This window comes from Pseudofrankia coriaricola, from assembly GCF_032027725.1.
GTDB lineage: Bacteria > Actinomycetota > Actinomycetes > Frankiales > Frankiaceae > Pseudofrankia.
The window spans coordinates 84,406-106,527 of sequence record NZ_JASNFO010000009.1; the positions used below are offsets into that span (position 1 = coordinate 84,406).

Consider the following 22,122-nt stretch of genomic DNA (forward strand, 5'->3'; position numbering starts at 1 on the left):
GGCGGCCGGTCGCCGGCTGATCTTGAATGCGGCGATGTCCGCTGCCGGTCGCGCGTTTGCGCGCCGCGCCGGCTCGCTGATCCACAGTCAAGATTGACGTCGACCTTGAGGTGCGCGGCCCATAGTAAGGGGACTGTCTGGGCGACAAACGGGCGGGACCTCGACCGGCCGTACCGGCTTTCGGTCCGGGTGTGCCCACGAGATCCCTTACCCGGTCGGTCGACGCCGCGCCGGTCTCCCGTCGAGCGGCTGTCGCCCTGGCACCGGCGGCCGTTGGGACGGTGGCCCTGCCGTGTGGCCGCATCCAAGAATTACAGACCGGCGGATAGCGGCGTGAACGCCGCGGGTCACAGAGAGAAACATCTCGTCCGGGCTGGCGGTGCGGTCACAACCGCGGTGCGGTCAAACCCGCGGTGCGGTCAAACCCGGGGCCCGACGGGCAGGTCGCCGCCGCGAGGCAGGCGCATGGCCCGCAGGCAGAGCCGGCTCAGCTGGTCGACGGCGGTCGCCAGATCGCGGTCGAGGGCTCCGTACGGGAACGACCGGTCGGCGAATCCCTCCACCATTCCGATGAGCCCGAGCAGCATGCGCTCCGGGCTGACCTGGGACTCCGCCAGCCCGGCGCGCTGCAGCTGGCGGACCGGCTCGACGTGCCGGGCCACGGCTCGCATCCGAGAATCGGCCCGGATGGCCCGGACCTCCGCGTCGTGGCAGCTGATCTGGGTGATGAGCCCCAGAAACCGGGCCTCCAGCCGATAGGCCTCCAGGTATCGGCGGACGCTCGCCCGCATGAGTTCGTCCAGCCCGTCCAGGCGACCGGGCTCGAAGCGCAGGCCGTCAAGAGGCGTGCCCAGCCGGGCCGAGGCCTCGCGCGCGAGCTCCTGGAAGGCGGCCTCCTTTGATTCGAAGTAGCGGTAGAACCCCCCGTGGGCCAGCCCGCCGAGATGGACGATGTCCGTGACGCGGGCGGCGTGGAACCCATCTCGCTCGAAGACAGTCCTGGCCGCCGCGAGCATCCGCGCCCGGGACTCCCGGAGCGCGGGCGAAAGCGGCGGTCCCGGCTGTTCGCGGTCCGCGGGCGGGTCGAACGGCAACGGTGATCTCCTCTCAGCCGCGTTCACGTGCCCCGATCCGTGAGCTGCCTAGTCGGTCTGGTCCGTCAGCAGCGCGGCCTGCATGCCGGCGTCGACGGGGATGTTGACGCCGTTGAGGTAGGCGGCCGCGTCAGAGCCGAGGAACGCGAGCACCTGGGCGACCTCGCGCGCCGTCGCCGGGCGCCCCTGATGGCCCTGGCGGACCGCCCAGTCGAGCAGCTCGTCCGTCATCGTCGCCCGGAAGTCCGCGAGCAGCGGCGTGCTGATCGGGTTGGGGCAGGCGCCGGTGATGCGGATGCCCGACCGGCCGAGCGTCCGGGAGGCATACAGGGTGTAGAGCTGGCCGCATTCCTTGGACAGGCCGTAGGGATCGGCGGTCAGCTCCGGGTGGCAATCGAACCAGGCCAGCGACTCGTCCCAGTCGTCGATCGCCATGAGCTTCAGCAGGTCGTCGCGGTGGCTGGGCCAGCCGGTGCCCGCCATCGACGAGGTCAGCACGATGGCGGCGCCCGCGGTCATCCGCGCGGCGAGCCGCTGGGACAGCCGGCGGGTGGCGAGGAAGTTGACGCTCAGCACGGTCCGCGTCGGCTGGGTCGCGGCGACACCGGCATTGGCGAACAGCACGTGGACGGGGCCGTCGACCGCCGCGGCGGCGGCCTCCACCCCGGCCTCGGTGGACAGGTCCGCCTCGATGAACCGGTGCGTCGGCCCGGCCGGGGTGTCACGGTCGATCGCCGTGACGTGCGCCGCGCCGAGCTCGTCGAGCAGCTCGACGAGCGCCGCTCCCACGCCGGAGGCGGCGCCGGTCACGACGACGCGCTTGCCCTGGTAGCTGAATGGGTCCCCCACGGGGCTCCTTCCTTGATGCCGACGTTCCTTGATGCCGACGGCGGGGCCGGACGTGCGGGCAGGCACCGGCCACGTGCCCGACGTGCGGGCGCCCACCCGGCGGCTCGGGCAGGCGGACCTGCCCGAGCGCCTGGCCGCGTCAGCCGGTGACCGCGGGGAGCGTCTCCCAGCCGCGGACGGTGGACGTGCGGGCCTGGCGGGCGTTCGACCAGTCGATCTCCCATTCCGGGAAGCGGCTGAGGACCTCGTCGAGGGCGACGCGGCCTTCGAGGCGGGCCAGCGCGGCGCCGAGGCAGTGGTGGATGCCGTAGCCGAAGGTGACGTGCCGGCCGATGTCGCGGTGGATGTCGAAGCGGTCGGGCTCGGGGAACCGGTGCTCGTCGCGGTTGGCCGAGCCGTTCAGCAGCAGCATGATGCTGCCCTCGGGGACCGTCTGGCCGTGGTGCTCGACGTCGCGCGCGACGTAGCGGGCCTGGACGGGCGACGGGGCCTCGTAGCGGAGCAGCTCCTCGATCGCGCCCGGGATGAGCGAGCGGTCGGCGACCAGCTCGCGGCGCGCCTCGGGGTTCTCGGCGAGAACCTTGCCGGTCCAGCCGATCAGCCTGGTCGTCGTCTCGTTGCCCGCGCCGGCCAGCAGCATGACGTAGGTGACGATCTCCTCGCGGGTCAGTGTGCGGGTCGTGCCGTTCTCGTCCTCGAACTCGGTGGTCAGCATCTCGGTCATCAGGTCGTCCGACGGGTGCTTGGCCCGCCAGTCGATGTAGTCGCCATACAGCTCCATGCTGGCTGTGAAGTCGTCGTTCGGCGTGAGTTCGGTGCCGTCACCGGTGAGCCGCAGGCCCTCGTCGATCCGGTCACGGATCGACTCCTGGTCGTCCTCGGGAATGCCGAGCAGGTAGCCGATGGTGCGCATCGGCATCTGCGCGCCCAGGTCCCTGATGAAGTCGAACCGGCCCGCGCCGACGAGCGGGTCGAGGCTGCGCGCGCAGAACTCCCGGACCTTCGGCTCGAGCGCGAGCATCTTCTTCGGGGTGAAGACCCGGGCCAGGATGCCCCGGTGGACCGTGTGGACCGGCGGGTCCTCGAACAGGATGTTGCCCGGCGGGAGCTCGATGTTGGCCTTGATGAGCTCCAGGACCGAGCCGCGGCCCGAGCGGTAGGTGTGCCAGTCCGCGAGCGCCGGCTCGACGTCGGCGAACCGGCTCAGCGCGAAGAAGTCGAACTTGTCGTTGCGGTATAACGGCGCCTCGTCGCGCAGCCGCCGCCACGTCGGGTACGGGTCGGCGTCTATCTGGGCGTCGTAGGGGTCGTAGTACACGTCGCCCGGGCTCGTCACCGTCATGCTCGGCTCCTTCTCGCGGCCGTGATCGTGAGGAGAATCATCCGTCGTCTCACCTCCGGCTGCCGCCAGTTCCGCCGCCGGCGGTTCCACGGGGCGGGCTGGGACGCCCCCGCGGAACCGCCGGCCAGTGGGGCCGCCTGGTCAGCCGCTGGGGTGGACGAGCGTCTGCGTCTCCAGGTAGGCCTCTAGCCCTTCCACGCCCATCTCGCGGCCGATGCCGGACTGCTTGAAGCCGCCAAACGGGTTCCTGAGCTCGACGACGGTGCCCGAGTTGATCGCGAGGACGCCGGTGCGGACGCGCCTGCCGAGGGCGGCTCCGTGGGCGGGGTCACCGGTCCAGACCGAGCCGGACAGGCCGTAGTGGGAGTCGTTGGCGATGCGGACGGCCTCGTCCTCGCTGTCGTACGGGATCACCGCCAGCACCGGGCCGAAGATCTCCTCCTGGGCGATCCGCATCCGGTTGTCGACGTCGGCGAACAGCGTCGGCTCGACGTACCAGCCCCGGTCCAGCTCGGCGGGCCGGCCGCCGCCGGAGACGAGACGGGCGCCCTCGCCCTTGCCGGCGCCGATGAGGCCCTCGACGCGGGTGCGCTGCCGTTCGGCCACGAGTGGGCCGACGAGGGTCTGCGGGTCGGCCGGGTCGCCGACCTTGGCCGTGGCGACGAGGTCGGCGAGGCCGTCGACGATCTCGCGGTAGCGGGTCCGGGGCGCGAGCACGCGGGTCTGGGCGGCGCACACCTGGCCGGTGTTCATGAACGCCGCGGGCAGCAGCGCGGGCAGGGCGGCGGTCAGGTCGGCGTCGTCGAGGATGATCGCGGCGGACTTGCCGCCGAGCTCGAGGGTGCAGCGCTTGAGCTGCTCGCCGCAGATCGCGCCGATCCTGCGGCCGACCGCGGTGCTGCCCGTGAACGAGACCTTGTCCAGCCCCGGGTGGCGCACCAGGAGCTCGCTCATCTCCCGGTCCGCGGTGATGATGTTGATGACGCCCGGAGGCAGGTCGACGGACTCGAGGACCTCGGCGAGCAGGTAGCCGGTCAGCGGCGTCTCCGGCGCCGACTTGATGATCATCGTCGACCCGGAGGCCAGGCTCGCGCCGATCTTCATCGCGATCAGGAACAGGGGCACGTTCCACGGCACGATGCCCGCGCACACGCCGACCGGGGCCTTGACCACGGTCGCCGGGGCGAGGAGGCCGGGGCGCTCCTGTTCGAACGGGAAGGTACCGAGCAGGTCGGCGTAGCCGTCGAGGACCATGGCGGCGGCCAGCGTGTTGCCCAGCAGCGCGAAGGTGGAAGGCGCCCCCATCTCCGCGGTCACGGTGTCGGAGAACTCCTGCGCGCGTGCCTGGATCGCGGCGCTGATCGCCCGGATCGTCGTCGCCCGCTGGGCGGGGGAGGTGCGCGGCCAGGGGCCGTCCTCGAATGCCGACCGTGCCGCGGCGACCGCGCGGTCGATGTCGGTCCCGTCCGCTTCGGGGACGGTCGCGATGACCTCCTCCGTGTGCGGCGAGGTCACGTCGATAGTGCGGCCGCTCGCTGGCGCCACCCAGGTGCCGCCGATGAACAACCGATCCTTGACGACCGGCGAGGTGACCGGCGACGTGCTTTCCGCGGGCAGTAAGGACATAAGGCGGCTCCGGCGGGTAGGTACGTCGACACGACTTCGCCAGCGGGCGCCGCCCCGGCGGCATGAATCCAAGCCCGACTGGCGCTGGGCCGGCTCGCGGTCGCGGTGGCGGTGCCGGGAGTCCGGCGCCGGGTGAGCAACCACCTGACGCCGCTCGTTTCCGCCTTGGCTACGAGTCGAATTCGCAGCGTTTCATGGCGCACTGCGCGAAGCAACAGTCGCATTATGCGAACGGCGGTCCCGGTGCCGGACGCTCCGCGCCCGCACCCGGGCGCCGCCTGTCGGGCGCTGAGCGCCCTCCCTGCGTGGATTCCGGGCTGACGCATATGACGGTGGTCCGGCTGATCCCGCTCGACGAGGTGGCTGGGTTGGTACTGCGCTGGTGCGCCGTCACTTGTTGTGGCTGGGTTTCGTGTTTTGCCACAGGGGTGGGTCGGTGTCGCTGCTGGTGCGGCGTTACTTGTTGTGGCTGGGTTTCGCGTCCTGCCACAGGGCGGGCGGGCGTCCCTGGGTGAGAGCCGTCAGGGTCTCGGCGGCCGCGCGCACGCGCTCGCCGAGGTCGATGACCTCGGCGCCGGTCCGAACGGGCGCGTAGTGCTGGTCGGAGGCGCAGATCGCCGCCAGCACGACGACGACGTCACCGCGGGCGTCGAACACGGGGGCGCTGACCGTGGTCGCGCGGTAGGTGCCGCCCGGCTCGATCGTCGCGGGCAGCGCGTCGGCGAGGCCGAACATCCGGTGGACCTCGCTCAGGATCCGGCGCAGCGCCGCGGCGTGCTCGGCGCCTCGCTGGTCCTCGCCGAGCTCCGCGGCCAGCAGGTCGAGGCGCTCGCGCAGGTGCCTGTCCACCTCGACGCCCCAGCCGCGCGCCCGCAGCCCGGCGAGGCTCGGGGTGATCTGTGCCAGCGCGTCGCGCGGCCGGTCCGGGCCCAGCCGGTCAAGCCATTGCTCGACGGCGGTGGGGTCGTCCGACCAGGCGACGCAGACCGCTCCGATCGGCGGCTGCCGCGGAAACCGGTCGCCCAGGCGCAGGTAGCGGTAGGCCGCGCCCGTGCCGACCGCCGCGCCGCCGGCGCCGTTCAGCGCCGGCTGGGGCGGCTGCCCGATCTCGCCGATGAGCAGCTCGTCCCGCTCACCGGGAATCGCGCCCGTGACCAGCGCGAGACAGGTCAGCTCGGTCACCGCGGCGAGGTCGTGGACCACCGGGCGGGCGGCGTCGATGACGGCGTGGCTGCGGCCCGCGGCCCGCCCGGCCGCGACCAGCGCCGGGCCGAGCCGGTACGTGTGCCGCTCCGGGTGGCGCAGCAGCCAGCCACGCCGGGCCAGCGTCACGACCATCGGGTGGATCGTCGTCTTGCTGAGGCCGAGCGCTCGCGCGATCTCGGCCAGGGTGGCGCCGTCGACGGGGCGGGCCGCGAGGAGGTCCACCAGGTCGAGTAGCCGATCTGTCTGCGGTGATGGTCTGCTGCTCATGATGCGGCGACCGTAGCTCAGCCGGCTGCCGGTTCGCATGGTGCGCCCATGGCTTCGCACAGTGCGTACCCGGACCGGCTGGTCCGTTGCGAGTGCCCGTCCGCCGCGGCTAGGGTCACGAGGTCGAAGTCGATGTCGACATAAACCTCGGCCGAGACTGGCCCGCTGGTGCGAGCTGACATCGGCGGAGGCGGCGGCCGTCGCGTGCGCCGAATCGCGCGCGGACAATGCGGGACTATGAACGGCGGCGTTCGGTGCGGCTGTCGGCGGATTGCGGAGGTGAGGCGGCCGTGACGACCGTGGGCGAGCTGCTGCTCGGGCGGGCGGGCAGTGATGCCGTCGCGCTGTTGTTCGGAGACGAGCGCTGGACCTACCGGCAGCTGGTCGAAGAGGCGTCCCGCCGCGCGTCGGTGTTCGAGTCGTTACGCGACGACGGCCGCCCGCCGCACATCGGCGTTCTGCTCGACAACGTGCCCGACTATCTGTTCTGGCTGGGCGCGGCGGCGTTGTCGGGCTCGGTGGTCGTCGGCATCAACGCGACCTACCGGGGCGAGGCGCTGGCGCAGCTGGTGCGGCACACCGACTGCCAGGTCCTGGTGACCTCCGCGGGTTACCAGCCCATGCTGGAAGGCACGGATACCGGAGTCGCCGCGGAGCGGATGCTGCTCGTCGACAGCGATGAGTACGCCTCCCAGCTCACCGCCGCGCCTTCCGCGCCGCGCGCGCGGCCGGTCGCCGCCGATGACCTGTTCTTGTTGATCTTCACGTCCGGTTCGACCGGGCTGCCGAAGGCGGTGCGCTGCACGCAGGGCCGGTTCGCCCGCACCGGCGCCCACGTGGCGCGGATCGCCGGGCTTGGTGTCGGTGGCGGTGCTGGTGTCGGCGGCGGCGGGGACGGCGGGGCCGCGGGTGACGTGGTGTACGCGCCGTTGCCGTTCTTCCATTCCAGTTCGCTGTTCACGGGCTGGTCGTCGGCCCTCAACGCCGGTATTCCGATCGCGACTCGGGCGAAGTTCTCCGCCTCGGGCACGCTGCCGGACATCCGCCGCCACAGCGCGACGATGCTCACCTATACCGGCAAGGTCCTGAACTACATCCTCGCCACCCCCGAGCGTGACGACGACGCGGACAGCCCGTTGCGGCTCGCGATCGGCAACGAGGCGTCGACGCGCGACATCCGCGAGTTCGCCCGCCGGTTCGGCTGCTCCGTCCGGGACAGCTACGGCTCCACCGAGGGCATCATCATCATCCGGCGCGACCCCTCGATGCCCGAGAACGCTCTCGGCACCGCCGACCAGACGGTCAAGGTCCTCGACCCGGAGACGGGCGCGGAATGCCCGGCGGTGGTCCTTGACGCGGCCGGTCGACCGGCGAATCTGGACGAGGCGGTCGGTGAGATCGTCGAGACCTCGCCCGTGTCGGGGTTCGAGGGCTACTACAACAACGAGGACGCGACCCGGGCCCGGTTCCGGGACGGTGCCTACTGGTCCGGTGACCTCGCCTACCGCGACGCGGACGGCTGGCTGTACTTCGCCGGGCGGTCGAACGAGTGGCTGCGCGTCGACGGTGAGAACTTCGCCGCGGCGCCGGTGGAGGCGATTCTCGCCCGCCATCCCGAGGTCCGTTCGGTCGCGGTCTACGCGGTGCCCGACGACCCGGTAGGGGACCGGGTGATGGCGGCGCTGGAGCTGCGGGACGGCGCCGGCTTCGACCCGGCGGCGTTCGACGCGTTCCTCGCCGAGCAGCCTGACCTTGGGCCCAAGTGGGTGCCGGCCTTCGTCCGGGTGACCGGCGAGCTGCCGAAACTGGCCAGCATGAAGATCGACAAGCGCCGCCTCCGTCGGGAGGCCTGGCGTTCCGGACCGGTCGTATGGCGCCCCGCCAAGGGCGAGCCGCTGCGCTCCCTCGACGACACCGACCGCGCCCGGCTCGAACCGCTACTGGGCTGATCCCCTGGCTGAGGAGGCTACCGTCGTCCACGATAGCGTTCGCCCGGCCAGCATCTCGAAGATCGCCGTTGGCCGTCGGTGACCCGTCCGGCCGGCCCCAACCGTGCGGGGTGGCGGGAAGTCGCTGGAGGCCGCCGATGATCCGGTGGGATGTTCGGAGCTAGAGCGAGGAAACGAAATTACTCAGGTTCTCGCCCAAGAGGCATGTGGCGCCAGGCACGTAAGGGTCCGCCGGTCAGTATGTCCCGCGCAGGACGATCTTGACGCTCGCGAGTGAGAGGCCGGCGGCCTTGGCGATCTCCGGGAGGGTGCGGCCGCCGGATGCCCTGACTTCACGGATGGCGTCGTCACGGTCTCGGCGGGCCTGGGCAAGGTCGCGCTCGGTACGCTGCACCTGGCCAGTCAGGGCGGTGATTAGCCGAGCCCGCGACTTCTGCCTTGGGTGCGCGGCCTGAAGGCAGGCATGGCCTCGTGGGTGTCTGTGATCTTTTCTGACCCGGCAGCTACAGGCCCCGACTGTGGATCTTCGCGATGCCACCCACCGAGCGCCTCGAGATGCTCATGGATGAGCTCGCGGTCTTCGCCAACGCAGCCTGGTCACGGAGTGACAAACACAGCCCAGGCTGCACCATGGCTACAGCTCTCGGGGACACTTGGCCTGGCATGCTCGCCAAACACGGGGCCGCTCATCGCGAGCCCTCAGACTGGTGTTTGGGCGGCGTGGCCGTCTCCGCCACGAACCGGTTGACGATGGTGGCCATCGCCTGGACTCGCTGGACCAGTCTGGCCGGCGTCCTCGACTTTCTGTGGTCGTCACAACTCTGCAGTCCGGTGGCAGAGACTGCCATCCCCGCAGGGAGTAGCTCCGGTGCGATCCGGTAGTCGGATTTCTTGTACCATTCCGCGAACGCGGGCGCGGTCGACTCGGGAAGGTATACGACCCAGACGGTCCTTCTTTTTCTGAGCTTGAAGATCAACTTATCTTGTTCCCGGACCTCGTCGAAGACCTTGAACTGCACGGCGCCAATCTTCCCCCTGAGGATACCGCGCCTGCCGTATCGCTCGCTGTCGACCGGTTCGATGAAGTCCCAGCCCTCCCGGCGCGCCAGCCGCCGCCATGCCGAATAGGCCGGGTCGACCGAGAGCCCGTTTAAAAATCCGATGGCGCCGCCGACGATCAGAGGAGCGCCGACGAGGCCGATTATAAACCCGTCGCCGAACCGATTCACGCGGCGCTGTTCGTCGGCGGAGTTTCGTGTTCCCTGGCTCCAGTTGACGCACCGGTCACCGTCGGACATCTGCTGGCCGCCGCAGTCGGTACTGCCGGTCGCCAGGTTGTGCGCCGCCCAGGCAACAACAATAAGGCCGACGAGCAGGGCGCCGGTCGCCAACGCTGATACCTTAACGCGTCTCATGCGGCCTCCAAGGTTATGCTGGTGGGACGGGCGGGGCCTAACGGTGGGCGTGACGCGGGAACGTTGCTCGCCGCCGACGCCGGAACACGCGTGGGCCCCCTGGTCGTAGGCGAGCCGGGGCGCCGGTAAAGATTAGTGTAATCGGGACCGGACGCCGAGTCCGCGCAAGCGGCTGGTCCGGAACTCCGTCCGGGCCGTCATGTAGTCGGCCGTTTCGCTGCGGCGACTGGCCGGACCTACGCAATCCTGTGACCACGCCGGCCGTCGACGCGGGCTTGATCGCCATTCATGCCCTCCGGTGGCTGCGATCCTGCCCGGCAGACAGCCACCGGAGATCCTGCTGGTTTATTCGGGTTGGGTTACTTGATCGACTGTGGCGGCTCTCTGTTGATCTTAGGGGTGGAGGGTGGTGGGGCAGCTGGTCTGTTGTCTCTGTCCCTGTTCCCGGCTGTGGTGGGGGGTTGTGGTGTCGATGCGGTCGGAGTCGTGGCCTGAGATTCCGGAGGCGACTGTGCGTGCAGCGCGGGCGGCGGCGCGGCGAGGGGCGTATCCGGTGGCGATGCGGGTCCGTGACGAGCGGGGAGAGCTGTTCGCGGACGGCGAGTTCGCGGGGGCCTTCGGGGTGCGGGGTCGGCCGGGCTGGTCGCCGGGGCGGCTGGCGTTGGTGACGGTGTTGCAGATGGTGGAGAACCTGACCGACCGGGGTGCGGCGGCGCGGGTGCGGTTCGGGATGGACTGGAAGTACGCGCTGGGCCTCGAACTCGACGACGAGGGGTTCGACCCGTCGGTGCTGGTGGAGTTCCGGTCCCGGCTGGTCGAGCACGGGCTGGAGGAGAAGGCGCTGGACCTGCTGCTGGACGCGCTGGCCGGGCGGGGGCTGGTCGGGTCGGGGGGCCGGGCGCGCACCGACTCGACGCATGTGCTGGCCGCGGTGCGCGGCCTCAACCGGACGGAGCTGGCCGGGGAGTCGGTCCGGGCCGCTCTGGAGGCGCTGGCTGTGGCGGCGCCGGGCTGGCTGGCCGGGGCGGTCGACGTGGCGGGTTGGGGGCGGCGCTACGCCCGCCGGGTCGACAGCTGGGCGATGCCGTCGTCGAAGGCCGAACGGGAGGAACTTGCGCAGACCTACGGACAGGACGGGTTCGCGCTGCTGACGGCGGTGTACGGGCCTGGCACGCCGGGCTGGCTGGCCGAGCTGCCCGCCCTCGACGTGCTGCGCCAGATCCTGGTGCAGCACTACACCCGGGCCGTGGGCGAGGACGGGCGGGAGGTGGTCAGGCGGCGGGAGGACAGGGATGGTCTCCCGCCCGGCAGAACCCGGCTGACCTCTCCCTACGACCTCGACACCCGCAGTGGCGCCAAGCACGCCACCGTCTGGGACGGCTACAAGGTCCACCTGACCGAGACCTGCCAACCCGCCGGTGACGGCCTGAGCACCCCGAACCTCATCACGAACGTGGTGACCACCGACGCGACCGTGTCCGACATCGCCATGATCGAGCCCATACACGGCCAGCTCGCCGCCCGTCGGCTGACCCCTGAGCGCCACTACGTCGACTCCGGCTACTCGTCGCCAGACCAGATACTCGCCGCGCACGGCGCCCACGGGATCACCCTGGTCACCCCCCTGCTCGAGGACAGCTCCGCCCAGGCCAGAGCCGGGGCAGGCTACGACCGCTCCCGGTTCACCATCGACTTCGACCGCCGGACGGCCACCTGCCCGAAGGGACAGACCAGTTCCTCGTGGAGCCCCGCCCGCAACAGGGGCCAGGATGTGATCGTGATCGGCTTCCCCGTCCTGACCTGCCGGCCCTGCCACGCCCGTGACCAGTGCACCACCTCCTCAGGGGGGCGGCGCCTGACCATCCGGCCCCGCGAGATCTACCAGGCACAGCAGGCCGCCCGCACCCTCCAGAACGACCCGGACTGGAAGACCGACTACGCCCTGCGCGCGGGAGTCGAGGGCACCATCCACCAGGCCACCGCCACGACCGGCCTGCGTCGCTCCCGCTACCGCGGCCTCGCCAAGACCCACCTCCAACACGTCTACACCGCCATCGCGATCAACTTCCTCCGCCTCGACGACTACTGGAACGACCAGCCCCTCGAACGCACACGCACGAGCCACTTCGCCCGACTGGCAGCCGCCTGACCGAATAAACCAGCAGGATCACCGGAGGGTACAAACGACGATCAGCCACCGGCGCCGGCGCGGCGTTGCGCGGCGACCGGAGCAGGTCCTCACGGCGAAGGCTCGCGAGCAGCCAGCCGGCGCGTGGCGCGCATCACCGTCTGGTGTGCAGTTCGCCGTTTTGCTGAGGCGCTTGACTGACTGTGCGCCTGGTCGCCGGGCGTGGCGCGAGGACCTGCTGCGGTTCTGGGGTTTCGCAGAGGCCTAAAAGTGGCCTCTCCGCCCGCCACCAAATGTTGATCTTGACTGTGTCGAGATGGCGTTCGGGCAGTCAGAGGATGCCGGGTACCGCGTGTGAATCCCGGCCTGGCTTTGTCCCGGGCGCGAGCTCGTGGTTCCGGATGGGCGAAGGTGTCCAGCGTGCCGGGCGGATGATCACCATGGTGGCCGCCGCCTACCTGGACTCGGTCTTCGGCCGGCAGGTCGCCGGAGATCCAGACGAGACGATGGCTGCTAGGCTTGACCTGCGATTTCGGATCCGAGGCTCGGTGACCGGTGCGTAGTGTGGTCCCCGGCCGTTTGGGGCTGTGCGCGGGGAGGTCTGCCGTGAACATGGATGACCTGTTCGATCCGCCGACCGATCCCGCCGCGCGCTCGGCCTACCTGCGGCGTCGAGCCGAACTCGCGCGTGTGCGCGCGCAGAAGCTGATGACGACGATCAGCCGCGCGACCTACCAGTCGGATCCGGCGATCCTCGGCCAGGTCAAGGCGATCCTCGCGATGCCACCCACTGAGCGCTTGGAGATGCTCATGGATGAACTCGCGGTCTTCGCCAGTGCCCGCATGGTCACCGAGTGACGCGCAGGGGCCAGCCGGCTCCGCGACTACGGCTCTCGGGGATGCTCGGCATGCTCGCCGAGCATGAGGTCCGCTACGCGATCGTCGGAGGAGTCGGCGCCCGCCTGCAGGGGACTCCCTACGTCACCGGTGACCTGGACATAGTGCCCGACCCGGACCCGGCGAACCTGGACCGGCTGGCCAGAGCCCTGTCCAGCGAGGTGACCATGAAGAAGCACGCAGACTCCACGGACTACCTGCCGCATCCTGTGGTCCGTCGCGAGGAGTTCTTCGCGGAGTATTTCGCGATGTACCAGACCCCCCACGGCCCGCTCGACGTCCTCATCGAGCTGCCGGGCGTGGGACCCTTCGACGCGATCATGCGCAGCGCGCGGCGCTATGACCTCGCCGGCTACGGCCTCAGCATCTACGTCGCCAGCCTCGAGGACATCATCCGCTCCAAGGAGACCGCGGGCCGCACGAAGGACCTCATTCTGCTACCGATCCTCTATGAGGCCGCTGACCAGCTCGCGCGCGAGCCCGACGACTATGCCCTGAGTGTGGAGGCCCTCGAAGTCGACCTTCCCCCGCAGGGATCCGAGGAGCAAGGCTAGAGCGGTCGGCGCGCGGCGATACTCAGTCACCGACCAGCACGATCGGGCCGGCGCGTCACCACAGATACGGGGTGAGAACCGGCCACCAGCTCTCACCGCAGAATCCTGTGGCCCATCCCACCATCCGCTATACAGTTCGCCATTTCGTTGCGGAGATTCCCACAGCAGTAGCCCTCCGCGCGATGGTGTCAGGTCGAGTTCGCCAAGGCGCGTCGAAACGTCATCATGGGCCTTCCGGGGCCGTCGTAATCCGGGACCGGGCCATTGACGGTGAAGCCGAGGCTGCGGTGGAAGGCGATCGATCCGGCGTTGCTCGGCGCGGTGATCGCCTCGACCTCCCGGCAGCCTTCCGTCAATGCGCGCCGGAAGAAGTCCTGGTAGAGGGACCGGGCGAGTCCGGTGCCGCGGTGGTCAGGTCGTACGCCGACGAAATGGATGTAGCCGACGTCCGGCCGCGACGGCGAGCGGAAGGCGATAAGGAAGGCCGCCAGACCATGGTCGTCTTCGACGACCCGGCTCGAACCATGGAAGTGGTCGAGGAAGAGTCGGGGTAGTGCCCTGCTGACAGGCCGGCCCCACCAGTCATCCGCGACCGCCGCGATGGCGCCGTAGTCATCGGGTCGAGCCACCCGGACCGCGAGAGTGTCCACTCGCGAAGCATGCCGGACCACCCGACGCGGCGGGGTGCGCTGGCCGAGTGCGACGATGCCATGCCCCGCGGTGCGACGGACGGCACAGCGCGCGCCCCGAAGGGACATTGACCATGGACACACCATTGCGAGCGAGCCATCACAGCGGCAGGACACGGCATCCAACCCGAGCCCCGGTCGGGCTCTCCGGTTGCCGGCAGATAGCCAGCCACGGACTTCTGAACCCACATCAGATCAAGAACCGATTCATGATCTGGTGGATGTCCAGGGTCAGGACCCCAAACATCCCACCTGATCATGAAGCGATCATGATCAGGTAAGAGTCGGGATGTCAGGTCAACGACGAGCTCGGCGCTCGGCGCCTATAGTCGGACCATTCGAGGACCGGCTTCGCGTACCGCGAGTACTTCGCCGCCGTCAGGCCGACAATCGGCCGGATGATTTCAGCGGAGTTGGGCTTGAACGCGCTTCCGCGGAGTGGCGCAAATGCGCTCTTATGGCGCGATCTCGCCGATTGAGAACTTCATCAGATCCCGGCCGACGGTGACGGGCCCCGAATATCCTCCCCGGCGCATGTCCGCCGCGAAGTTCTGCTCGGCCCGGGACGCCGCGCGGGCGCGAGGCGGGTCCGGCGGCCGACGCGGCTGACCGCGCCGGCCGCCAGATGAGCCGGTACGCGTCCGCGCCCGGTCCGTCCGGCCTGCCGGACGTGGCTCCTGACTTCCGCCAAGATCACGGCTTGATCGCACCGACAGGTCGCTGATCTGCGGGTTCATCGATCGGGAGCGCCGTTTTTGTGCACTAATCGGGAGCCCTGGGCACGGCCAGGCTGCCCAATCCGAACACTCTCGCTTGCCAACCCGCCTCTCCGCCATCCCGCCGGGATCTCTCGCCGCAGACCTCGATCAGCTGGCAAGCAAGGATCCCGCGGTTCCGACCCCTACCCAAGCTACGGAGCGTGATCGTCAGTTCCACCAAGCGCCGCGACTGTGCACTAACTTGGCGGAAGTCAGGACGCGGCTGACCGCGCCGGCCGCCAGATGAGCCGGTACGCGTCCGCGCCCGGTCCGTCCGGCCTGCCGGACGTGGCTGGGCGGCCGGTCATGATTCGCGCACGGCCGGCGCGGTCGCCGCGGCCGCGATGACCAGGGCGAGCGCGAGCCATGGCAGACTTCCCACCCCGGCGCGTTCAAGCGCGACACCGCCAGCCAGCGAACCGCCCGCGATGCCGAGGTTGAACACGGTGGTCTGTATGGACGTGGCGACGTCGGCCTGGTCGGGACCGCAGGCGCCGACCACGGCGGCCTGCAGCAGTGTCGGTATCGCGCCGTATGCCGCGCCCCAGGCGACGAACGAGACGAGCAGAACCGGCGGCACGCGCCCGAACAGCCCGAGCGCGAGCATCGCGACCGCGACGAGGCCGAGCGCCGCCCGCAGGGTCGTCCGGGGGTGCCGGTCCACCACAAGGCCGGCGACCCAAACCCCCACGACGGTCGTGCCGCCGAACACGAACAGCACAAGGCCGGCGTTCCCGAATCGTGATCTTTCGACGAACGGGGCCGTGTAGGTGTACATGGCCTGGTGGCCCAGCAACAGGAAGAGGGTCATGGCGAACACGGAACGCAGGCCCGGCCTGACGATGACCCGCCGCACGGGGAGACGTGCCGTGCCCGATTCGCCTGGGAAGTCCGGGAGGCGCTGGATCACCCAGGCCGCCAGGATCAGCGCCAGCGCGGCCAGCGTGGCGAAGCCGGCGCGCCAACCGACGGCGGCGGCCAGGGCGGTGCCCGCCGGAACGCCCGCCGCGAACGCGACCGTGATCCCGGCGAGGGCGATCGCGATCGCCCGGCCCTGGCGTTCGACCGGAACCCACCGAGCCGCGGAGCCCGCGTACATCGACCAGCCCACCCCGCCCGCCGCGCCGGCCAGCAACCGAACGGCGAACGTCAGCGGATAGCTGTCGGACAGGGCGGCGACAGCGTTGCACAGCCCGAGGACGATGAGTACGCCCACCAGCACCGGACGGCGGTGGTAGCGGCGCAGGAGCGCGGTAAGCGGCACGGCGGCCAGGCAGGACGCGACCGCGTAGCCGCTGACCAGGAACCCGACGCTGGCTCGCGAGACGTCCAGGTCCGCACTCATCCGGAGAAGCAACCCCGTGGGCAGTTGCTCAGTCAGCACCGCGGTGAACGCCGCCGTCGTGAGCGTCAGCAGCCCGGACCACGGAAGCGCCGCCGGTGAGGACGTGGGTTCACCCGCCGGGGACGCGGGCCCCGGCGGGGATGCCTCGCCGGCCGGGAACGTCTGGCGCGTCTGAAATCTGGACATGCGACGATGCTCAGACGTTCACATCAATGTGATGGCAACTGTGGTCCCGGTCACTCAGGTAACGCGTCCGAGGTGGTCACGGCACGATGAAAATCGGTGAGCTGTCGCGGCGCACCGGCGTGCCCGCCCGGATGCTTCGGTACTACGAGGAGCAGGGCCTGCTGAGCCCGGAGCGGGCCGACAACGGGTACCGCGCCTATCCCGAGTCGACGGTCGACCGCGTGCGCCAGATTCGAGGTCTGCTCGACTGCGGCCTTACCACCGAGATCATCCGCGCCATCCTGCCGTGCCTGGACCAGCCCGAACACATCTACCTGCTGCCGGAAAACCTCAACCCGCGGACGCTCGAACTGCTTCACCACGAGGTCGCGCGTATCCAGCAGCGGATCGACTGCCTGACGCGCAACCGCGACGCGGTGCTCGAATACCTCGCGGCCGCGCAGTCCGGTGTCGCGCCATGCGCCGGAAATCGACGCTCTGGCGAACGACCCGCGCCGTCATCCTGACCCTTCCGACGAAGGCGGATCGGCACGGTCAGCGCCTCATCTGGGCGTGGCCCTCGAACGGGCCCGGGATGGTCGACGGCCGAGGTGTGGCCCGCCGCGGTGACGGTGCGGCGTTCGACGCGTTCCTCGCCGAGCAGGCCGGGGCCGACGCCGCCCTCATCGCCCGCCACTTCGGCGGCAAAGCCGACCTCGTTCTGCTTCCAGTTCGAAGGAGTCGGGTGGTCAGGCGGGGACGCCCGCGTGGGGCGTCCCCTCGGTCAGGGATGGTCAGTGCGCCGCGGACTCCGCCCGGTGGGGGAGCTTCCATCCCGGCCGCACGTAGTGACAGGTGTAGCCCTCCGGGTAGTTCTGCAGGTAGTCCTGGTGCTCCGGCTCCGCCTGCCAGAACGGACCGGCCGGAACGACCTCGGTGACGACCTTCCCCGGCCAGAGGCCGGAGGCGTCGACGTCCGCGATGGTGTCCTCGGCGACCCGCTTCTGCTCCTCGTCGGTGTAGAAGATCGCCGACCGGTAGCTGAGGCCGATGTCGTTGCCCTGCCGGTTCTTCGTCGACGGGTCGTGGATCTGGAAGAAGAACTCCAGCAGGTCCCGGTAGGAGATCCTGGCCGGGTCAAAGGTGATCTCCAGCGCCTCGGCATGGGTGCCATGGTTGCGATACGTCGCGTTGGGCACGTCGCCGCCGGTGTAACCCACCTCGGTGTCCAGCACGCCGGGGAGCTTGCGGACGAGATCCTCGACCCCCCAGAAACAGCCGCCAGCCAGGATGGCCTTCTCTGTCGCGGTGCTCATCTACTCGGTCTTCCCCTCTATGTCCTCAAAAAGGTGCCGGTAGGCGCCGTAGCCCGCACTGTCCAGCTCGTCGGCCGGGACGAAGCGGAGGGCCGCCGAGTTCAGGCAGTACCGCAGGCCGCCGGCGGCCGCCGGGCCGTCGTCGAACAGGTGGCCGAGGTGGCTGTCGCCGTGGGCCGACCGGACCTCGGTCCGCCGCATCCCGTGGCTGGTGTCGCTCTTCTCGACCACGTTGCCCGGCTCGATCGGCACCGTGAAACTCGGCCAGCCGGTGCCGCTCTCGAACTTGTGCACCGACGCGAACAAAGGCTCACCGGAAACGATGTCGACGTAGATCCCCGGCTCCTTGTTGTCGCAGTACTCACCGGTGAACGCGGGCTCGGTGCCGCTCTCCTGGGTCACCCGGTACTGCTCCGGCGTAAGCCGCGAGATGGCTGCCTCGTCCTTGCTGTAGGTCTCTGGCATCTCGTCCTCCCGACGGTGGCATACCTAGCGGATCCAACGCCGCTGATCACCCGTTTGTGCCCGGCCGGCGGGCGGGCGGCGGCGGCGGACGAGCGTGGATGCCCAGGCCATCGTCTGGCCCATGGCCAGCACCGGCGGACGCTGGCGGACGCCCGCCGACAGAGCACTGCCGATCTCATGATCGGCGGGTCGGCCGGTCTCGGTGGCCGGACACTTGCCAGTTACGGCACATGTGTCCATTATCACGCATGTGACGTTCAGCCTGCCGCCGGCGGTTCCCGTGCGGGACCGCCGGTCGCGCCGGTCGCGTTCCGCGCTGCTCCGGGCGGCGGTTGACCTGGTGGGAGAGCGCGGCACGGCGGCCGTGCCAATCTCCGATCTCGCGGACGCGGCGGACGTGAGCCGGCAGGTGCTGTACCAGCATTTCGGCGACCGTGACGCGCTCCTTCTCGAGGCCGCGCTGGATCTTGCTCGACGGGACCTGATGCCGGGGCTGGGGGATCCGGCCGCCGCGGTCCCCGGCCGTGCCCGGTCGCTGGCGGTGGCCAGCCACTTCGCGGAGCACCGCGGGTTCTACCGGGCGCTGATGACGGGCTCGACCGCGTTCGCCCTGGGCAAGGCGCTGACGGGCCTCCTCGTGCCTTTCAACCGGCAGCTCTTCCAGGAGGCGTTGGGCGGGACACTCGACGCGCGGACGATGGATGATCTCGCGACGGGTCTCGCCGGCGGTGGGCACGCTCTCGTCTGCGCCTGGCTGATCGACGGTGAGGATCCTCTCGACCCGGAGGAGTTCGCCGACCGGATCACGCGGATGGTGACCTTCCTCGTCAACGCGCTTCTCACGGTGCACGCCCCCAGCCGCGAGCCGGGCGTTCTCGCATCCGGCCAACCACGGGAGAGGACCATCCGATGACCGCAGGCAGGACCGACGCGTCCCGGCGCTCCGGCGAGCCCGAAGTACGTACCGCTCGCGGGAGCGTACGCGGCCGTTGGGAGGACGGGTTAGCCGTCTTCCGCGGCATCCCGTTCGCGCGGCCACCCGTCGGCGACGAGCGGTTTGCGGCACCAGTCCCAGCGCACGCATGGGAAGGGGCGCGGGAGGCGTTTGTCTTCGGCCCGCCGCCTCCGCAGGACGCGGGGATTCCCGGGAGAAGCGGTGCCGTGGACACGTCGGCGGGCGAGGACTGGCTGACAGTCAACGTCTGGTCGCCGGACCCGGATCCGGCGGCCCGCCGCCCGGTACTGGTGTGGATCTATGGTGGGGCGTTCAAGCTCGGTCAGGCGGGAAGCCCCGGCTACGACGCCAGCCACATCGCCCAGGAGGGCGATGTCGTCGTGGTCTCCTTCAACTATCGCGTGGGCTTCGAAGGGTTCGCGCGGATCGCCGGGGCACCGGCCAACCGCGGGCTGCTCGACCAGGTGTCAGCGCTGGAATGGGTGCGCGACAGCATCACGGCATTCGGCGGTGACCCTGACCGGGTCACGGTGTTCGGTGAGTCGGCGGGCGCCGGGTCCATCGCCGCCCTGCTGGCGATGCCACGGTCCGACGGCCTGTTTCAGCGGGCGATCCTGCAGAGCCCGTCCGGCGTCTTCTTCTCCGACGCGCTGGGCATCGACATCGCCTCCGCGATCGCGACGGAGGCGGGACGGCGAGCGACCATCGAGGATCTTTCCGCCGTGGACCCCTACAGGCTGGTGGACGCGGGCGCCGTGGTGACGACCAAGATGCGCGAGCGCGAGGACCGGTGGGGAGCGGTCGCCCACACCGTCACGCCCTACGCCCCGGTCGTCGACGGCGACGTGCTGCCCACCGCACCGTGGCAGGCGCTGCGGGCCGGCGCGGCGCGGGAGGTCGCTCTGATCATCGGGCACAACCGCGACGAGTATCGGCTGTTCACCGTTCTCGGCGGGCAGCGTGGCCGTATCGAGGACGAGGACGCCTCACTGGCGCTACGCACCTTTGGCCCGCAGCCCGACGGCGAGCGCGCATATCGCGCGGCCTTCCCGGAGGCATCGGCCGAGAACCTGCACGAGCTCGTCCAGTCGGACTGGCTGTTCCGCATGCCCGCTCTCCACCTCGCCGACGCGCAGACCGCCGCCGGCGGCCGTGCCCACCTCTACGAACTGGCCTGGGCCGCGCCAGGCAGCGGGGGTGCCCTGGGCGCCTGCCACGGCCTCGACGGCCCGCTGGTGTTCGGCACCTTCGACGCACACCTCGGCCCGCTGCTCCTCGGTCCCGAGCCGTCCGATGAAGCCAGGACGCTCGCGGCCCGCATTCGTGGCGCCTGGACCGCCTTCGCCACCACCGGCGACCCGGGCTGGCCCACCTACGACCCCGAGCGACGACTCACGCAGATCTTCGACGCCAATCCGACCGTCACCGCCTACCCGGAGGAAACCTCCCGGCGGCTGTGGCGGAACCACATCTTCGCCACGCTCCCCTTGCGCGCGTCCTAATGCGTGGCGGACCGCGCGGCCCCGCACCCGCGGATGACCACCTGCCGGACCACCTCAACCCCGGCCAGTAGACCCGGGAATCCGTCGCCGGCGTTCCAGCCTGACGACCTATGGTCCCGGCCTGCATGACCGCTGCGCCGCTTTGACGGGGCGGCGTGTTTTTTGTATCCGCGCAGCGCCCATCAGCAAAGGCAGGGGAACCATGATGCTCATCAATGGACCGACCGGTCAGCCGACATCTGGACGGCCGCGCTCGACCGCCGCGGCCGAGCCGGCGGCCGTCCGCCCCGGGGGCCGCTTACGGTTACGGCTCGCCGGCATCACCGTCCTCGCCGCGGGCCTGGCCTTCATGTCGGCCTGCGGCGGCGGCTCCGACGACGCGGGGGCCCCCGCGACGCCGACGGCAAATGGCTCCGCGGGTGCCGCGGACCCCCTCGGTCCGGTCGACAAGGCGACCGGCGCGCCCGTCAAGATCGGTCTGATCGGGGAGGGCGCCACCCCGGTACTGGACGCACGGCCCGCGGACCAGGTGGCCGAGGCGACCGTCAAGTACCTCAACGAGCACAAGGCCGGGATCGGCGGCCGGCCCATCGAGCTGACGATCTGCGAGACCCAGGGCGACCCATCCAAGGCCGCCGACTGCGGCAACCAGATGATCGAGAAGGGTGTCGTCGCCGTCCTCATCGGCACGTCCGGTGTCGTCGATGACGCCTGGAAGCCGCTGGGCGAGGCGAAGATCCCCGTCATGCTCTACGGTTCGAGTGACCCGGCGCTGCTGTCGAGCCAGACGACGTTCTCGCTGGGCAACCCGACCTTCCCCGTGATCGACCTGCCGATCCAGGTCGCGAAGGACGAGGGCAACAAGAAGGTCACCGCCATCGTGATCGACGTCCCGGCCGCGCTCCACTCCGCGCAGGAGGTCGCGCCGCCGCTGTTCGAGAAGGCCGGCATCGGCTACGACCTGATCCGCGTGGCGCCGGGCACCGCTGACATGACGCCCCAGATGCAGCAGGTCGTCTCGAACGGCTCGGACGAGGTCTTCATCATCGGGAACGACTCGTTCTGCATCAGCGCCATGAACGGCCTCAAGGCCGTCGGCTTCACCGGCACGATCAGCGCCATCTCCCAGTGCGTCACCGACGCGACCCGCAAGTCGGTCCCGGGAGCCACGCTGAAGGGCATGGTTGTCAGCGCCACGGCGCCGGTCGGCCCGGACAGCCCGTCGATGCGCCTTTACCAGAAGGTCGTCGACACCTACGGCACGGACATCGACACCAGCGTCCAGGACAGCATGATCGCGTTCATGCTGACGGCCGGCCTCCAGACGGCGCTCGACGGCATCTCCGGGGACATCACGCCGGCGACCGTCACCTCGACGATCAAGGCGATGAAGGAGACCGAGCTGCCCGGCGGCGCCGGACTGAAGTTCCGCTGCAACGGCAAGGCGGACCCGGCCAACCCGGCCGTCTGCGTCCTCGGCGGCCTGACCACCACCCTCGACGACAAGGGCCAGCCCGCCGCGTACAAGGTCCTCGGCAACACCCCGATCGCGGACTGACAGCGGCTGTGCCCAGAGGCGCGCGACGAGGCCCCGGCCACC

General features: G+C 70.2%; 20 protein-coding genes. 9 read left to right on the top strand and 11 right to left on the bottom strand.

The annotated features are described in order from the left end of the window. Positions 1-419: 419 nt before the first annotated feature. The 5 genes from QOZ89_RS07325 to QOZ89_RS07345 form a co-directional block, all read right to left on the bottom strand. Positions 420-1,094 carry a TetR/AcrR family transcriptional regulator gene (locus tag QOZ89_RS07325; protein WP_071051072.1) on the bottom strand — a complete coding sequence of 225 codons (675 nt, stop codon included), beginning with the start codon at positions 1,092-1,094 and terminating at the stop codon, positions 420-422. A 48-nt stretch (positions 1,095-1,142) separates the two neighbouring features. Continuing rightward, entirely contained in the window at positions 1,143-1,943 is an 801-nt protein-coding gene (locus QOZ89_RS07330) for a coniferyl-alcohol dehydrogenase (protein ID WP_312623356.1), read from the bottom strand. 139 nt (positions 1,944-2,082) lie between these two features. After that, positions 2,083-3,285 carry a cytochrome P450 gene (locus QOZ89_RS07335; protein ID WP_071051074.1) on the bottom strand — a complete coding sequence of 401 codons (1,203 nt, stop codon included), beginning with the start codon at positions 3,283-3,285 and terminating at the stop codon, positions 2,083-2,085. Positions 3,286-3,426: 141 nt separating this feature from the next. After that, positions 3,427-4,911, bottom strand: coding sequence for an aldehyde dehydrogenase (locus QOZ89_RS07340; RefSeq protein WP_312623357.1), 1,485 nt, complete (start codon positions 4,909-4,911; stop codon positions 3,427-3,429). A gap of 456 nt (positions 4,912-5,367) precedes the next feature. Then, on the bottom strand, positions 5,368-6,384 hold the full coding sequence (locus tag QOZ89_RS07345) for a helix-turn-helix domain-containing protein (protein WP_312623358.1): 1,017 nt from the start codon (positions 6,382-6,384) through the stop codon (positions 5,368-5,370). A 290-nt stretch (positions 6,385-6,674) separates the two neighbouring features. Between QOZ89_RS07345 and QOZ89_RS07350 the strand changes: the two genes are divergently transcribed. Beyond that, entirely contained in the window at positions 6,675-8,333 is a 1,659-nt protein-coding gene (locus QOZ89_RS07350) for an AMP-binding protein (protein WP_312623359.1), read from the top strand. Between the two features lie 235 nt (positions 8,334-8,568). Here QOZ89_RS07350 and QOZ89_RS07355 read toward each other — a convergent pair whose 3' ends face one another. Both QOZ89_RS07355 and QOZ89_RS07360 read right to left on the bottom strand, forming a co-directional pair. Continuing rightward, positions 8,569-8,727 carry a hypothetical protein gene (locus QOZ89_RS07355; protein WP_157910565.1) on the bottom strand — a complete coding sequence of 53 codons (159 nt, stop codon included), beginning with the start codon at positions 8,725-8,727 and terminating at the stop codon, positions 8,569-8,571. Between the two features lie 292 nt (positions 8,728-9,019). Beyond that, entirely contained in the window at positions 9,020-9,748 is a 729-nt protein-coding gene (locus QOZ89_RS07360; protein WP_131804108.1) for a hypothetical protein, read from the bottom strand. Between the two features lie 511 nt (positions 9,749-10,259). On the opposite strand from QOZ89_RS07360, the gene QOZ89_RS07365 reads away from it, so the two are divergent. The 4 genes from QOZ89_RS07365 (at position 10,260) to QOZ89_RS07380 (ending at position 13,327) form a co-directional block, all read left to right on the top strand. After that, complete coding sequence (locus QOZ89_RS07365; protein ID WP_274536578.1) at positions 10,260-11,897, top strand: IS1182 family transposase; 1,638 nt, start codon at positions 10,260-10,262, stop codon at positions 11,895-11,897. 380 nt (positions 11,898-12,277) lie between these two features. After that, positions 12,278-12,439 (top strand): hypothetical protein, encoded by a 162-nt coding sequence (locus QOZ89_RS07370; protein WP_157910566.1) that lies wholly within the window; start codon positions 12,278-12,280, stop codon positions 12,437-12,439. Between the two features lie 49 nt (positions 12,440-12,488). Then, complete coding sequence (locus tag QOZ89_RS07375) at positions 12,489-12,734, top strand: hypothetical protein (RefSeq protein WP_241842000.1); 246 nt, start codon at positions 12,489-12,491, stop codon at positions 12,732-12,734. After that, complete coding sequence (locus tag QOZ89_RS07380) at positions 12,731-13,327, top strand: hypothetical protein (protein ID WP_241842001.1); 597 nt, start codon at positions 12,731-12,733, stop codon at positions 13,325-13,327. Before QOZ89_RS07375 ends, QOZ89_RS07380 begins: the two co-directional genes overlap by 4 nt. Before the next feature lie 188 nt (positions 13,328-13,515). Here the strand turns inward: QOZ89_RS07380 and QOZ89_RS07385 are convergent, their stop codons facing one another. Together QOZ89_RS07385 and QOZ89_RS07390 are read right to left on the bottom strand one after the other, a co-directional pair. Continuing rightward, on the bottom strand, positions 13,516-14,103 hold the full coding sequence (locus QOZ89_RS07385) for a GNAT family N-acetyltransferase (protein ID WP_312623361.1): 588 nt from the start codon (positions 14,101-14,103) through the stop codon (positions 13,516-13,518). A 975-nt stretch (positions 14,104-15,078) separates the two neighbouring features. Then, positions 15,079-16,305 carry an MFS transporter gene (locus QOZ89_RS07390; protein ID WP_312623362.1) on the bottom strand — a complete coding sequence of 409 codons (1,227 nt, stop codon included), beginning with the start codon at positions 16,303-16,305 and terminating at the stop codon, positions 15,079-15,081. A gap of 86 nt (positions 16,306-16,391) precedes the next feature. On the opposite strand from QOZ89_RS07390, the gene QOZ89_RS07395 reads away from it, so the two are divergent. Continuing rightward, positions 16,392-16,811: a MerR family transcriptional regulator gene (locus QOZ89_RS07395; RefSeq protein ID WP_071051082.1), complete on the top strand. Its 420-nt coding sequence runs from the start codon at positions 16,392-16,394 to the stop codon at positions 16,809-16,811. 267 nt (positions 16,812-17,078) lie between these two features. On the opposite strand, the gene msrA is transcribed toward QOZ89_RS07395, so the two are convergent. Further along, a complete protein-coding gene (gene msrA, locus QOZ89_RS07400) occupies positions 17,079-17,600 on the bottom strand; it encodes a peptide-methionine (S)-S-oxide reductase MsrA (RefSeq protein WP_071051083.1) in 522 nt (173 codons plus the stop codon). Next, complete coding sequence (msrB, locus tag QOZ89_RS07405) at positions 17,601-18,065, bottom strand: peptide-methionine (R)-S-oxide reductase MsrB (protein ID WP_312623363.1); 465 nt, start codon at positions 18,063-18,065, stop codon at positions 17,601-17,603. It lies immediately after the preceding gene. A 340-nt stretch (positions 18,066-18,405) separates the two neighbouring features. Between msrB and QOZ89_RS07410 the strand changes: the two genes are divergently transcribed. The 3 genes from QOZ89_RS07410 to QOZ89_RS07420 all read left to right on the top strand — a co-directional run bounded on the left by QOZ89_RS07410 (position 18,406) and on the right by QOZ89_RS07420 (position 22,080). Next, positions 18,406-18,978: a TetR family transcriptional regulator gene (locus QOZ89_RS07410; protein ID WP_491723644.1), complete on the top strand. Its 573-nt coding sequence runs from the start codon at positions 18,406-18,408 to the stop codon at positions 18,976-18,978. Then, a complete protein-coding gene (locus tag QOZ89_RS07415) occupies positions 18,975-20,522 on the top strand; it encodes a carboxylesterase/lipase family protein (protein ID WP_312623364.1) in 1,548 nt (515 codons plus the stop codon). Before QOZ89_RS07410 ends, QOZ89_RS07415 begins: the two co-directional genes overlap by 4 nt. Before the next feature lie 202 nt (positions 20,523-20,724). Next, entirely contained in the window at positions 20,725-22,080 is a 1,356-nt protein-coding gene (locus QOZ89_RS07420) for an ABC transporter substrate-binding protein (RefSeq protein WP_312623365.1), read from the top strand. Positions 22,081-22,122 lie beyond the last annotated feature (42 nt).

Excerpts from the sequence above, each read along its gene's own strand:
- QOZ89_RS07335 (WP_071051074.1), bottom strand. The coding sequence starts at position 3,285 with ATGACGGTGACGAGCCCGGGCGACGTGTACTACGACCCCTACGACGCC.
- QOZ89_RS07340 (WP_312623357.1), bottom strand. The coding sequence starts at position 4,911 with ATGTCCTTACTGCCCGCGGAAAGCACGTCGCCGGTCACCTCGCCGGTC.
- QOZ89_RS07345 (WP_312623358.1), bottom strand. The coding sequence starts at position 6,384 with ATGAGCAGCAGACCATCACCGCAGACAGATCGGCTACTCGACCTGGTG.
- QOZ89_RS07360 (WP_131804108.1), bottom strand. The coding sequence starts at position 9,748 with ATGAGACGCGTTAAGGTATCAGCGTTGGCGACCGGCGCCCTGCTCGTC.
- QOZ89_RS07370 (WP_157910566.1), top strand. The coding sequence starts at position 12,278 with ATGGGCGAAGGTGTCCAGCGTGCCGGGCGGATGATCACCATGGTGGCC.
- QOZ89_RS07375 (WP_241842000.1), top strand. The coding sequence starts at position 12,489 with ATGGATGACCTGTTCGATCCGCCGACCGATCCCGCCGCGCGCTCGGCC.
- QOZ89_RS07385 (WP_312623361.1), bottom strand. The coding sequence starts at position 14,103 with ATGGTGTGTCCATGGTCAATGTCCCTTCGGGGCGCGCGCTGTGCCGTC.
- QOZ89_RS07390 (WP_312623362.1), bottom strand. The coding sequence starts at position 16,305 with ATGTCCAGATTTCAGACGCGCCAGACGTTCCCGGCCGGCGAGGCATCC.
- QOZ89_RS07395 (WP_071051082.1), top strand. The coding sequence starts at position 16,392 with ATGAAAATCGGTGAGCTGTCGCGGCGCACCGGCGTGCCCGCCCGGATG.
- msrA (WP_071051083.1), bottom strand. The coding sequence starts at position 17,600 with ATGAGCACCGCGACAGAGAAGGCCATCCTGGCTGGCGGCTGTTTCTGG.
- msrB (WP_312623363.1), bottom strand. The coding sequence starts at position 18,065 with ATGCCAGAGACCTACAGCAAGGACGAGGCAGCCATCTCGCGGCTTACG.
- QOZ89_RS07415 (WP_312623364.1), top strand. The coding sequence starts at position 18,975 with ATGACCGCAGGCAGGACCGACGCGTCCCGGCGCTCCGGCGAGCCCGAA.
- QOZ89_RS07420 (WP_312623365.1), top strand. The coding sequence starts at position 20,725 with ATGATGCTCATCAATGGACCGACCGGTCAGCCGACATCTGGACGGCCG.